Annotated in this window: 11 protein-coding genes; all 11 read right to left on the bottom strand. The window is 61.2% G+C overall.

What is annotated here, in order from left to right; genetic code table 11:
• Positions 1 to 7: 7 nt before the first annotated feature.
• A complete protein-coding gene (locus BM160_RS00945) occupies positions 8 to 2,371 on the bottom strand; it encodes a xanthine dehydrogenase family protein molybdopterin-binding subunit (protein WP_091998953.1) in 2,364 nt (787 codons plus the stop codon).
• Positions 2,355 to 2,864, bottom strand: coding sequence for a (2Fe-2S)-binding protein (locus BM160_RS00950; protein ID WP_091998957.1), 510 nt, complete (start codon positions 2,862 to 2,864; stop codon positions 2,355 to 2,357). The genes BM160_RS00945 and BM160_RS00950 overlap by 17 nt, the downstream gene beginning before the upstream one ends.
• A 1-nt stretch (position 2,865) precedes the next feature.
• Positions 2,866 to 3,729, bottom strand: coding sequence for an FAD binding domain-containing protein (locus BM160_RS00955; RefSeq protein WP_091998960.1), 864 nt, complete (start codon positions 3,727 to 3,729; stop codon positions 2,866 to 2,868).
• A 12-nt stretch (positions 3,730 to 3,741) separates the two neighbouring features.
• Positions 3,742 to 4,737 (bottom strand): ABC transporter substrate-binding protein, encoded by a 996-nt coding sequence (locus BM160_RS00960; protein ID WP_091998963.1) that lies wholly within the window; start codon positions 4,735 to 4,737, stop codon positions 3,742 to 3,744.
• Positions 4,738 to 4,748: 11 nt separating this feature from the next.
• On the bottom strand, positions 4,749 to 5,738 hold the full coding sequence (locus BM160_RS00965) for a tripartite tricarboxylate transporter substrate binding protein (RefSeq protein WP_091998966.1): 990 nt from the start codon (positions 5,736 to 5,738) through the stop codon (positions 4,749 to 4,751).
• A 666-nt stretch (positions 5,739 to 6,404) separates the two neighbouring features.
• Positions 6,405 to 7,253, bottom strand: coding sequence for a pantoate--beta-alanine ligase (gene panC / locus BM160_RS00970; RefSeq protein WP_091998971.1), 849 nt, complete (start codon positions 7,251 to 7,253; stop codon positions 6,405 to 6,407).
• A 32-nt stretch (positions 7,254 to 7,285) separates the two neighbouring features.
• Positions 7,286 to 8,191: a 3-methyl-2-oxobutanoate hydroxymethyltransferase gene (gene panB, locus BM160_RS00975; protein ID WP_091998974.1), complete on the bottom strand. Its 906-nt coding sequence runs from the start codon at positions 8,189 to 8,191 to the stop codon at positions 7,286 to 7,288.
• A gap of 68 nt (positions 8,192 to 8,259) precedes the next feature.
• On the bottom strand, positions 8,260 to 9,279 hold the full coding sequence (bioB, locus tag BM160_RS00980) for a biotin synthase BioB (protein ID WP_255368512.1): 1,020 nt from the start codon (positions 9,277 to 9,279) through the stop codon (positions 8,260 to 8,262).
• A 61-nt stretch (positions 9,280 to 9,340) separates the two neighbouring features.
• Positions 9,341 to 10,537 (bottom strand): 8-amino-7-oxononanoate synthase, encoded by a 1,197-nt coding sequence (gene bioF / locus BM160_RS00985; RefSeq protein ID WP_091998979.1) that lies wholly within the window; start codon positions 10,535 to 10,537, stop codon positions 9,341 to 9,343.
• Positions 10,534 to 11,226, bottom strand: a complete 693-nt coding sequence (gene bioD, locus BM160_RS00990) for a dethiobiotin synthase (RefSeq protein WP_091998983.1) — start codon at positions 11,224 to 11,226, stop codon at positions 10,534 to 10,536. Before bioD ends, bioF begins: the two co-directional genes overlap by 4 nt.
• Before the next feature lie 14 nt (positions 11,227 to 11,240).
• A complete protein-coding gene (bioA, locus tag BM160_RS00995; RefSeq protein ID WP_091998986.1) occupies positions 11,241 to 12,575 on the bottom strand; it encodes an adenosylmethionine--8-amino-7-oxononanoate transaminase in 1,335 nt (444 codons plus the stop codon).
• Positions 12,576 to 12,595 lie beyond the last annotated feature (20 nt).

Consider the following 12,595-nt stretch of genomic DNA (forward strand, 5'->3'; position numbering starts at 1 on the left):
TTTCCTTTTAAAGTATTTTTTTCGCGTGTCCGTCAGCGTCCGCCGCCTTGCCGATTAACTCGAGCAAGCGCACAGGCGTCAACGGAAATTCGTTAATCTTTACCCCGTAATCTTTAAGGGCGTCCTCCACGGCGCTGATAAGCGCGGCGGCAACCGGAATCGTTGCGCACTCTCCAATGCCCTTCACCCCCAGGGGATTGAGCGAAGTGGGTGAGGGCGCAAAGATCACTTCTATATTGGGAACTTCCGGCGCGGTAGGAAGCAGATATTCCGCGAAAGTTGTGGTCAGTGGCTGGCCGTTGGGGTCATAGCCCATCCACTCGAACAGGGCATTGCCCATACCGTGAACCACGCCCCCATGCACCTGTCCTTGCGCCAGCTGTGGATTGATGATGTTTCCGCTGTCCTGCACGGCAACATAGCGTGTGATCGTGATGCCTCCCGTCATGGGGTCAACCTCTACCTCGCACGTATGCGATGCGCCCGCATAGGTCTGCGCGTCACAATGAAAATGCACCGTCTCATCCAGTCCGGGGTCCACCGCAATGGGCAATACATAACCCGGAACACCCTTTAAAAGCATGGCCAAACGAGCCAGTGCGATCCTGTGGGAGTGGTCTTTGGTGTGTACCTCACCATTTGACAACATGAGCTCGTCTTCGGGGATGTTCAATATTGCGGAAGCGGCAGATACCGCTTTACGACTGACCTTGAACGCAGCTTCGTTCACGGCGGTTCCGGCCATGATCGATTGGCGACTGGCAAATCCGCCCATCCCATAGCCAATGGCGGAGGTATCTCCGGCAATGACGTCTATCGCCTGTGCCGCCAGTCCAAAATGGGCCGCGCAAATCTGGGCCAGCGTGGTTTTGATGCCCTGACCCATGGCAAGGGCGCCGGTATAGATTGAAATCCGGCCAGACGGCTGAACCCGTACCCGGGCCGACTCAAAAGGACCGCGCCCCGTTGGCTTGACACTGTTGGCAAGGCCAATGCCTTTAAGCAAGTGCGGACTGGAACTCTCTTTTCGGCGCGCAGAAAATCCGTCAAAGTCAATGGCTTGCAGTGCTGTGCCGAGCAGGGCCGGAAAGTCTCCGCTGTCTATCGTCAAGGGCATGCCGGCCCGCGACTTGAGAGGCTTGGTGTACGGTATCTTGGTGGGCGGAATGAGGTTGCGACGCCTGCATTCCGCACGATCCATCCCAAGTTTTGTGCTCAGCATGTCAAGCAGCCGCTCCATGACGAAGGCGGCCTGCGGATAACCCGCGCCGCGCACCGTAGCGACGGGTACCTTGTTGGTGTAAGCGACCTTCACGTCCAGCTTGTACGCTGGAACGATGTAGGGTCCGGTCATGGACGATGCGGCGTTGTACGGAACGTTGGTGCCTTGGGGGGTGTAGGCGCCGTGATCGTGAATGAAGCTGCCCCGGATTCCAAGTACCCGTCCGTCCTGGTCTGCCGAGAGAGATACTTTCCAGTACTGATCGCGCTCCTGAATCGAGGTGAGAAAGTGTTCCCGGCGGTCTTCCACCCATTTAACGGGTCGCCCCAATTTTCGGGCCACCGCAGGAATAACGATTTCCTCGGGGTAAATCATGAATTTCGCCCCGAAACCGCCACCGACATCGGGCGTGATGACCCGCAAAAGATCCTCGGGCTGTCCCAGCATCAAGGCGATGGTGTAGTGCAGCTCGTGCGCCATCTGGGTCGAGGACCAAACAGTCAGCTCGTTCGTTGACTTCTCGACAGTAGCCAGTACGCCACGCCCCTCCATGGGATGCGCACAACCACGATGGACCCAGAATTCCTCGTCGATGGTGACGGCAGACTTCGCGAAAGCCTCGTCGCAGTCGCCGTAAGCCAGCGAATAGTCCTGAAGGATATTCGATTGAATTCCGGTTCGTACCAGGGGCGCGCCATCAACGACAGAATCTCGGCAGTCGACAACGGCTTGCAGCACTTCATATTCAATGTCGACGCGAGCGGCCGCATCTTCGGCCTGGTGCCGGCTGTTCGCAATCACCACGGCCATGGCCTCACCGACAAAGGCGACCTCCTTTGAAGCCAGCACAAATGGGGTGGTGTCTTCGGGAAGGGCTGCCAAGGGAAAACCAAGAGGCATTCGCCAGGAGGTAATTTCACCAAACAGATCCTGCTCCGCAAAAACAGCGACAACGCCTGGCATTTCGCGTGCTGCGGTCAGACTCATGGAAGTGATTTTGGCGTGTGCCTGAGAGCTGCGGACAAAACAGGCGTGCAGCGTTCCCTCAACCGGTATGTCATCCAGAAAGCGGGCTGTCCCGGTGAGCAGCGCCTCATCCTCCAGCCGCTTGGTCTGAAGACCAACGCCGGGACTAGTTATTGCCAGCATCGCTCGCCCTTTCGCGCAGCTGGCTGGCCGCGTCCAGAATCGCAGCCACGATATTTTGGTATCCGGTGCAGCGGCATATATGGCCGGAAAGTACGTCGCGAACGATGGACTCATCGGGCTCGGAATTCGCCGCAAGCAACTCTGTCGCCGACATCAGAATTCCAGCGGTGCAGAAACCGCATTGCAAGGCGTGATGCTTGTGAAAGCAGGCCTGCAAGATATCGAGCACGCCGTCCGTCGCAAGTCCTTCAACGGTCCGGATTTCGCTGCCTTGGGCCTGCACGGCCAGCATCAGGCAGCTCCTGGCGGAATATCCGTCAACCAGGACGGTGCATGCGCCGCAGACGCCGTGCTCACAACCAACATGTGTGCCCGTCAACTTCAAATCAGATCGCAGAAAGTCCGCTAGATTGACGCGCGGCTCTGCATGGCCTGCATACTTCAGCCCGTTGACGTGAAGGGTAATGGGGCGGGAACAGGAGTGGTCCGTCATGTCATCTCTCCGCGCGCTCAAGCGCGATATTCAAGGCCCGTTGCGTGAGAACGCCGGCCAATTTCTGTCGGTACCAACTGGGCGTATAGGTGTCTGAGGTCGCATCAATCTGGGCGCAGATTGCGGCCGCCGCCGCGATATCTTCTGGCGACATGCGGGTTTTAAGCAGCGACTGTTCGGCTCGGCTCATACGAACCGGGGCGGAAGCCACGCCACCAAGGGTGATCGACACCCTCTCAAGCAGGCCATCTGCCCCGAATAAAAGCATCACCGCGACAGACACGATGGCGAAATCGCCATGGCGGCGCGCAAACTCGAGGAAAGCATGTCCGTGCTGTTTCGGCCAGGGCTCCATGGACATGCCGACAAGCATTTCATCGGACTCGATCGCCGGTGCCATGTAACCAGCGGGGAAATCCTTCATCGGAATCGTCCGCTGCCCTCGAACGCTGGCGACATGAATGTCCGCATCCATGGCCAGCGCGATCGTTGGGATTTCCGCGGAAGGATCCAATTGACAAAGGCTTCCGCCCACCGTGCCCCGGTTGCGTGTTTGGCGATGCCCCACATTCAAGATGGCTTCTTTGAATACAGGGATGCGGGCCGCGATGAGTTCCGAAAACTCAACATGGCGCTGCCGCGTAAGCGCTCCAATTTCTATCCGTTCCCCGCCGTCCCTGATATAGGAAAGCTCTGCAATGCGATTGATGTCAACCAGACAGTCCGGAAACGCGAATCGCATATTGAGCATGGCCATCAAGGACTGCCCCCCCGCCAGCACGCGGGAATTTTCCCCGTTGCTCAGATGCGCGAGAGCCTCTTCCAAAGTATGGGGAGCGAGGTATTCGAAAAGGGGAGCTTTCACGGCAGCGCTTTGTTAAATTTTGGACAGATCCAGCGCAGATGCGGCGAATAGCTCCTCTGGCGCCACCTTTCTCTTCGAAAGCCCCTGCTCGAAGTGATAGCGGGAAAAGGTCTCGATCACATGCCTGTTCGCGTCCAGTCCGTAGGGCCAATAGTCTGAGCCCATCAAAGCCTTTGCTTCATTGTGGTGATGCACCATCCACGGCAGGGTAACCGCCAGGTGGCATAACTCATCCAGCTCCTTCACGGCCAGAGCTTTCGCTTTCAGGAAGGCTTTATAGACGCTGACAGCCAACCAGGGATGCTGCTCCACCAGGGTGCGGCGGATGCCAACCATGTGCATGATCGGAAATATTCTGGTCCTTCGGAAGTAATCCTTTTCCGCTTCAATGTAGTTGTCAAAAAGTCTTCCGACGTTGGGGGCGCCACGCAAGAAACAGGAAGGTGCACGCGCACCGATGTAGCCATCTATTTCGCCAGCCTCCAACATGTCGGACAGCGTTTTGTCATCCGGGATTTGGACAAGACTGATGGCCGGATCAAGGTCTATGGGCGCGCGCTCGCCCCGGCCTGGTTCTTCAATGCCACCCCGCACCCATTTGATGTCGCTGGGCTTGACGCCATACTCATCGTTGAGGATGCCGCGGATCCAGACATTGGCGGTGATTTGGTATTCCGGCACACCAATCGTTTTTCCGCGCAAATCCTGAGGGGTATTGATGCCTCGGTCGGTACGCACGTAAATTCCTGATTGCCTGAAGACGCGAGACAGGAAGGCGGGAATGGCCACATATTGGCTGTCGCCCCGGGCCGTCGTCATCATGTGGCTGCTCATCGAGATTTCGGTCACATCGAATTCGCCGTAACGGAAGGCTCGGTGAAATGCCTCTTCCGGCTCCAGCGATACCGCGTTGACTTCGCAGCCTTCTATTGGCGCACGCCCATCAAAGATGGCTTGCGTTCGGTCGTAATTGCCACAGGAAAGGCTAATTTCAAGTTTTTTCATCATTACTCCTTTTGTCAGTCGAGATTCAAGCCGATTTGTTTTGCCAGTTTTGAGAATCGGTCAATGTCGCTATTGACGATCTTCTGAAATGCTTCGGGTCCATCGTTTGCGGGCATGTAACCGAGCTCCAGTAATTTGCTCTGGGTTGCCGGGGTTTGCATTATTTTGGAGACGGCTTCGTAGATGGAATTTTTGACGTGTGCCGGCGTATTCGCGGGTACGGCAAGGCCCTGCCATTGACTGAGGTAGAAGTTGGGCGCGCCGCTCTGGGCCAGTGTGGGGACATCCGGGAATATTTGTGAGCGTTCTTTCGCCGTGATCGCCAAAGCCTTCATCTTTCCTGATTTGACATAGGGAATTGCGCCCGTGATTGTGACGAAGCCCAGCTCAACTTGTCCACCCAGCACATCGACAATGGCCGGGCCACATCCTTTGTAGGGGATGTGAGCGAGCTTGGTTTTAAATGTAATGTTGAAGAGCTCACCCGCCAGGTGTGGATCTGTACCCGTTCCGCAGGATGCATATGAAAGTTTGGCGTCCTTCATTTGTGCCGCTTTAACGACGTCTGCCACGGTCTTGTAGGGAGACCCCTCTGATGCGACCAGCAGCATCGGTGCGTAGGCCACATTGATGACGGCCTCCAGGTCTTTTTTAGGGTTGTAGGGAAGACTTTTGAATACCCCTGGCGCAATCGCATAGGCGTCGTTCATCATCAAAAGTGAATGCCCGTCTTTGGGCCGCCCCGCCACATAACGCGTACCGATGGTGCTTCCAGCGCCGGACCGATTTTCAATAATGACAGATTGACCGGAAGCGCTGCTTAAACCTTGACCAATCAGTCTCGCCAGCAGATCTACACCGCCGCCGGGCGGATAGGGAACCGTTATGTCTACCGGTTTTTCAGGGAAACGAGACTGCGTTTGAGCAGCGGCGCCCATGGCGGTGAAGGCCGCCATGAACGTCAATGCCACACTTGCAAGCTTTGAAAATTGAAGGCTTTTCATCAAGTACTCTCTTTAAGAAAATTGACAGAAACAAAAATAATCAAGCAGCGGGCACCTCGATTATTTATCAGTGTACTGAGTGATCTTCTCTTGGGTTACCCGGGAAAACCCTTTGTTTTTGCGATTCTCCTAGCGAACGATGAACGACCAACCTCAAAGGTGGTTGAGCTCTGTAACAGTGTGTCATTTGGGATGGCCCGCGCCTCTTTATTTTCTAAAGTCCCTCTTGAAAGTCCTCGAGCAGCGGGGCACTTTTCAATGCCTGGATCTTTCGCTGACAGCTAATAAAACTGGGAAGAATAGAAAATCTTGACTGGAATGCTGCTCATGGATATGTGATCAGCATGCTGATCACAATAGGTGCGCAACGCGCCTCTATACGCTTAGCGTCTTAGAGGGTTTAGAGCGCCAAAGCATTGACTTGGCCAGGCGGATCAATGTCCTTTGAAGCGTGTCGTGACGAAACAGCTGTGAGCGTGGCGCTTGGACTTGATCCCACCACCACCGCCCGCAGATGGTTTAAAAAGCCTTGAAGGCAAAGGCTGGCTTTGCGCCACTATCAGAACCGCTACAGCTGGCTCATTCAGGTCGTCTGAAGATGCTGTATCTGAGCGCTCTGTTATTTGTTGGCCGTCAAGTCGGTCACATGGGCCTTACAAAGAGGCCTCAAATTTCCAGGTTGTCAATCAGGCGCGTGTGACCCAGCTTGGCGGCGCCCAGCACCACCAGTGACTGGTCGGCCAGCGCGCCATGTGGCGGCTGCAGGTCGGCGCGACGGCGCACCGTCAGGTAATCGGGTTTCCAGCCGCGCCGTGCCAGCGCCTGCATGGCTTGCGCTTCCAGCGCCGGCAGCTCGGCGGGCTGGGCCGCTTTGGCGGCTATGCCCAGCGCTTTCAGGGCGACGGAGAGTTGCGCAGCTTCCGCGCGTTCGGCCGGGCTTAAATAGCCGTTGCGCGATGACAGCGCCAGCCCGTCTTCGGCGCGCTGGGTTTCGCCGGCCAGAATCTCGATGGGCAGGGCAAACTGCTGCACCATGCGGCGCACCACCATCACTTGCTGATAGTCTTTTTTGCCGAAAGCGGCCACGCCCGTGGGCATGCCGGCAAACACGCAGGAGAAAAGTTTCATCACCACCGTGCTCACGCCAATGAAGAAACCGGGTCGGAAGTGGCCTTCCAGAATGTCGGCGAGGTCATTGGCGGGGTGAACCTTGTAGCTTTGCGGCTCGGGGTAAAGGTCTTTCTCGCGCGGCGCAAACACCAGATCGCAGCCGGCCGCTTCCAGCCTTTGGGCGTCGGCATCCAGGGTGCGCGGATAGCTGTCGAAGTCCTCGTGCGGCGCAAACTGCAGGCGGTTGACAAAAATGCTGGACACCGTGACGTCGCCCAGCGGTTTGGCCTGTTTGACCAGGGCGATATGGCCGTCGTGCAGATTGCCCATGGTGGGCACAAAGGCCGGACGTTTGAAGCCGCTGAGTTTCTCGCGCAGGTCGGCAATGGTGTGAACGATTTGCATGGAGTGTTCCTTTGTTTTTTTGAGCGGAGGGCTTACCACGCGTGGCTGGCATTGTCCGGAAAGCTGCCGTCTTTCACGGCGCGCACATAAGCCTCCATGGCGCCGCGCACGCTGGCGGTGTTGCCGTCCTGGTCATCCATGAAGTTGCGCACAAACTTGGGCATCTTGCCCAGGTTCATGCCCAGCATGTCGTGCAGCACCAGCACTTGGCCGGCCGTGCCATTGCCCGCGCCTATGCCAATGGTGGCGCAGTGCGTCAGCAACTGGGTGACTTCGGCCGATAGCGCCGCCGGCACCATTTCCAGCACCAGCATGGAGGCGCCGGCATCCTGCAAGGCGCTGGCTTCGCGCCGCAGCTGGGCCGCGGCTTCGTCGGTTTTGCCCTGCACCCGGTAGCCGCCCAGGGCGTGCACGGTTTGCGGCGTCAGCCCCAGGTGGGCGCAGACGGGAATGCCGCGCTCGACCAGGAAACGCACGGTATCGGTGGTCCAGCCGCCGCCTTCGAGCTTGACCATGTGGGCGCCGGCCTGCATCAGCACCACGGCGCTGCGCAAGGCCTGTTCCTTGGACTCGTGGTAGCTGCCAAAGGGCAGGTCGCCAATCAGCCAGGCCGTGGCCTGGGCGCGGCGCAGGCCGCGGCTCACGCACTCGGTGTGGTGGCGCATGGTGTCCAGCGTCACGCCGACGGTGCTCGACAGGCCCTGGCAGACCATGCCCAGCGAGTCGCCCACCAGGATGCACTCCACGCCGGCGGCATCGGCCACGGCGGCAAAGGTGGCGTCATAAGCGGTCAGCATGACGATTTTCTCGCCCTGGGCGTGCATTTCGCGCAGGCGCGGCAGACTCAGCGGCTTGCGTGCCGAAGGCGTAGAGGCGGCTGGCAGCGTGCCATAAGGCGTGGCTGCGGGCGCAGCGGAGGAGGCGTTGCTTGTGGTCATGGTGTGGTCCGTAGTCTCGCCAGAGTCTAACCATCTGGCCCGTGTTTTAGAGTGCCCAGGTAGCCCGCTCAGCGGACCTGCGGCGCGGCGCGGTTCATGCCCAGACGCTCCAGCAGTTGCACATCGGCATCGGTGTCAGGATTGCCGGTGGTCAGCAGCTTGTCGCCGTAAAAGATGGAGTTGGCGCCGGCCAGAAAGCACAGCGCCTGGATACCGTCGCCCATTTGCTGGCGGCCCGCCGACAGGCGGACCCGGGCCGTCGGCATGGTGATGCGCGCCACGGCAATGGTGCGGACAAACTCGAAGGGGTCCAGGTCGACCTGATCGGCCAGCGGCGTGCCTTCGACCTTGACCAGGTTGTTGATGGGCACCGATTCCGGGTGGGGCGTGAGGTTGGCCAGTTCGGCCACCAGGCCGGCGCGCTGGCGCCGGGTTTCGCCCAGGCCCACAATGCCGCCGCAGCAGACCTTGACGCCGACCTTGCGCACGCGCGCCAGGGTGTCGAGACGGTCCTGGTAGTCGCGCGTGGTAATGATGTCGCCGTAAAAGTCGGGCGCGGTGTCCAGGTTGTGGTTGTAGTAGTCCAGGCCGGCTTCTTGCAGCGTCTGGGCATGGCCTTCTTCCAGCATGCCCAGCGTGGCGCAGGATTCCAGGCCCAGGCTTTTGACGGTGCGGATCAGCTCGGCGACCTTCTCAACGTCACGGTCCTTGGGCGAGCGCCAGGCCGCGCCCATGCAAAAGCGCGTTGCGCCGGCATCCTTGGCGCGCTGGGCGGCGGCTAGCACTTCGGCCGGCTCCATCAGCTTGCTGGCTTCCACGCCGGTGTCGTAGCGCGCCGCCTGTGGGCAGTAGCCGCAGTCTTCGGCGCAGCCACCGGTCTTGATGGACAGCAGGGTGGCGAATTCCACCAGTGTCGGGTCGAAGTTTTCGCGGTGCACGGTTTGGGCGCGGTGCATCAGCTCGGGGAAGGGCAGGTTGAACAGCGCTTCGATCGCGTCAACGCTCCAGCGCTGCTCGCCGCTGGCGGGGGCCGGGGCGGCGGGACGGGGGCGGTGCAGGGTGACGACTTGTTCTGCGGGTGTGGACATGGTGGATTTTCCTTTGGGAAATCGGGGGTGGAGTCTAGCTGAATCTGGCTGGGGAAGGGGTTTAGCGCAAAGCCCTGGCCAGGGTGGTTAAGGTTTCAATCAACAGGTCGACATCGGCTTCGGTGTGGGCGGCCGACAGCGCGATGCGCAGGCGGGCCGTGCCCTCGGGCACCGTGGGCGGGCGAATCGCCGGCACCCAGATGCCGCGCTCGCGCAGGCCTTGCATGACGGCCAGCGCCTTGTCATTGGGGCCTATCAGCAGCGGCTGGATGGCGGTCTGCGATTCGGATAACTGCCAGCCGCTGCCCTGCAGGCCGGCCGTCAAGCCGCTGCGCAGGCGGGCAATCAGCTGGTGCAGGTGGCTGCGCCGCCATTCGTCCTGCGCGATCACGCGCAGGCTGGCGCTCAGGGCGCTGGCCAGTAGCGCTGGCGCGGCGGTGGCAAAGATGTAGCTACGAGTTTTTTGCAGCAGCCATTCCACCAGCGCCTCGTCGCCGGCCACAAAAGCACCGGCCGCACCGGCGGCCTTGCTCAGCGTGGCCATGTAGAGCACGCGGCGCGAGGCCTGGGCACCGAACAGCCCGGCCTCGGCCAGGCTGCCGCGGCCTTGCGGGCCCTTGACGCCAAAGCCGTGCGCATCGTCCAGCAGCAGCAGGGCGTCGTGGCGTTCGCACAGGGCCAGCAGGGCGGGAATGTCGGCGCAGGTGCCATCCATGCTGAAGACGGCATCGCTGATGACCAGTTTGCGCCGTGCGCTGCTGTGCGCCAGTTCGTGCTCCAAGGCGGCCAGGTCCATGTGCGCGTAGCGGTGAATTTGCGCGCGCGAGAGCCGGGCGCCGTCAATCAGGCAGGCATGGTTTAGCGCATCCGAGAAGATGGCGTCACCGGCGCCGACCAGCGCCGGAATGATGCCGACATTGGTGGAAAAACCGGCGTAAAAGTAGAGCGCGCGCCTCAAGCCGACAAAGGCCGCCAGTTCCTGCTCCAGCGCCTCGTTGGCGGCGCTGTGGCCGCTTACCAGCGGCGAGCCGCCGGAGCCCACGCCATAGGCCTGGGCGCCCTCGCGGGCCGCCTGTATCAGCTCGGGGTGCTGGGACAGGCCCAGGTAGTCGTTGCTGCAAAAGGCCAGCATGCTGCGGCCATCCACCATGAGGCGGGCGCCACCGTCGGGCGTGACCACGGCGCGCTTGCGGCGCAGGTGGGCGTGGTCCAGCTCGGCAATGCGCGCCGGGAAGTCGTCTAACCAGGAGGTAGTCATAGCCATGTTTGTGGAAGGTTGAAGGCCAGCGCCCGCGGGTCGGGCGTGGCTTGAAATGGAATGGTGGCCAGCAGCGGCGCCTGCAGCGCCTGCTGCAAAAAGGCGATGTTGTCGTCCTGCGCCAGCATGCTGGGGTCCACATGGTTGGCGACCCAGCCGGCCAGCGTGAGCCCGCGTGCGCGTATGGCTTCGGCCGTCAGCAGGGCATGATTCAGGCAACCCAGACGCAGGCCGACCACCAGCACCACCGGCAGGCCCAGGGCCTGCGCCAGGTCGGCGCCGGTTTCGCTGGCCGAAAGCGGCACCAGAAAGCCGCCCGCGCCTTCCACCACCACGGAGTCGGCCAGTTTGGCCAGCGCGCTGTGGCAGGCGACGAGGTGGGCGATGTCAATCTGCACGCCGGCGCGGGCTGCCGCGATGTGCGGCGACACCGGGTCGGGCAGCAGCACCGGGTTGTCGAGTTCGGGCGGCACGGCGCAGGTAGCGGCGGCGCGCAGCGCAACCACATCCTCATTGGCCTGTTGGCCGTTGATGAGCTCCGTGCCGGCGGCCACCGGCTTCATGCCCACCACGCGGGTATGGTGCTTTGCCAGCGCGTGCAGCAGGCCGGTGCTGACCAGCGTTTTGCCGACGCCGGTATCGGTGCCGGTGATGAAAACAGACAGGGTTGGGCGCGGGCTGTCGGTCATATTCGTCTTGTTCGTTAGGTGTCGGCCAGCGTGGCCTGCAGCGCGGCCAGCGCGCCCTTGGCCAGATGGTCTGCGGTTTCGGCGTCCAGCGCATAGGGCGGCATGGCGTACAGCGTTTGGCCTATGGGCCGCAACACCACGCCCTGGCTCATGGCGTGCTGCGCGTAGCGGCTGGCAAATTTGGGCTGCGGGCTGGCGCCGGCATGGCCTTCGTCAATGTCCCAGGCCCAGATCATGCCGAGGCGGCGCGCATTTCTGACGGCGGGGTGCTGCGTCAGCGGCGCAAAGGCCTGGTCCAGCGTCTGCGCCATGTCGGCGTTGCGCGCCAGCACGTCGGTCTGTTCGAACAGCTCCAGCGTGGCCAACGCGGCGCGGCAGGCCAGCGGGTTGCCGGTGTAGGAGTGCGAGTGCAAAAAGCCCCGTGCCACCTCGTCGTCGTAAAAAGCTTCGTAGACCCGGGCGGTGGTCAGCACGGCCGACAGCGGCAGCGTGCCGCCGGTCAGCCCCTTGGACAGGCAGATGAAATCTGGCCGTATGCCGGCCTGCTGGTGCGCAAACATGGTGCCGGTGCGGCCAAAGCCGGTGGCGATTTCGTCGACGATCAGGTGCACCTCGTAGCGGTCACACAGGGCCCTGGCCTCGCGCAGGTAGGCCGCGTCGTACATGGCCATGCCAGCGGCGCACTGCACCATGGGCTCCAGAATCAGCGCCGCGGTCTGCGCGTGGTGTTGCTCCAGCCAGTCATGCAGGCCGGCGGCGGCGCGCCAGGCGGCATCGGCGGCGGTTTCACCTGGCTGGGCGGCGCGGGCATCGGGGCTGGGCACGGTGGCGGCCAGCCGCACCAGCGGCGCATAGGCTTCCCGGAAGATCGCGATGTCGGTGACGGCCAGCGCGCCCACGGTTTCACCGTGATAACCGCCGGCCAGGCCGATGAAGCGGCATTTTTCAGGCTTGCCGCTGTTGCGCCAGAAATGCGCGCTCATCTTCAGCGCGATCTCGGTGGCGCTGGCGCCGTCGCTGCCGTAAAAGGCGTGGCCCAGGCCGGTCAGCGCGCCCAGTTTTTCCGACAGCTGCACCACCGGCTCATGGGTGAAACCGGCCAGCATCACATGGTCCAGCCGTTCCAGTTGGTCGCGCAGCGCCGCCTTGATGTGCGGATGGTTGTGGCCGAACAGATTGACCCACCAGGAGCTGATGCCGTCCAGGTAGCGCCGGCCTTCAAAGTCATGCAGCCACACGCCCTCGGCGCGGGCGATGGGCACAGGCGGCTGCGCCTCGTGCAGCTTCATCTGCGTGCAGGGATGCCACACATGGCGCAGGCTGCGCTGGATCATCGATGCGTTGTCCATGGGCTCTTGGCTGAAAAAAT

It is taken from the genome of Polaromonas sp. OV174, assembly GCF_900112285.1.
Lineage (GTDB): Bacteria > Pseudomonadota > Gammaproteobacteria > Burkholderiales > Burkholderiaceae_C > Polaromonas.

Coding starts and splice junctions, on each gene's coding strand:
- BM160_RS00945 (WP_091998953.1), bottom strand. CDS start 2,371: ATGCTGGCAATAACTAGTCCCGGCGTTGGTCTTCAGACCAAGCGGCTG.
- BM160_RS00950 (WP_091998957.1), bottom strand. CDS start 2,864: ATGACGGACCACTCCTGTTCCCGCCCCATTACCCTTCACGTCAACGGG.
- BM160_RS00960 (WP_091998963.1), bottom strand. CDS start 4,737: ATGATGAAAAAACTTGAAATTAGCCTTTCCTGTGGCAATTACGACCGA.
- BM160_RS00965 (WP_091998966.1), bottom strand. CDS start 5,738: ATGAAAAGCCTTCAATTTTCAAAGCTTGCAAGTGTGGCATTGACGTTC.
- panC (WP_091998971.1), bottom strand. CDS start 7,253: ATGCAAATCGTTCACACCATTGCCGACCTGCGCGAGAAACTCAGCGGC.
- panB (WP_091998974.1), bottom strand. CDS start 8,191: ATGACCACAAGCAACGCCTCCTCCGCTGCGCCCGCAGCCACGCCTTAT.
- bioB (WP_255368512.1), bottom strand. CDS start 9,279: ATGTCCACACCCGCAGAACAAGTCGTCACCCTGCACCGCCCCCGTCCC.
- bioF (WP_091998979.1), bottom strand. CDS start 10,537: ATGACTACCTCCTGGTTAGACGACTTCCCGGCGCGCATTGCCGAGCTG.
- bioD (WP_091998983.1), bottom strand. CDS start 11,226: ATGACCGACAGCCCGCGCCCAACCCTGTCTGTTTTCATCACCGGCACC.
- bioA (WP_091998986.1), bottom strand. CDS start 12,575: ATGGACAACGCATCGATGATCCAGCGCAGCCTGCGCCATGTGTGGCAT.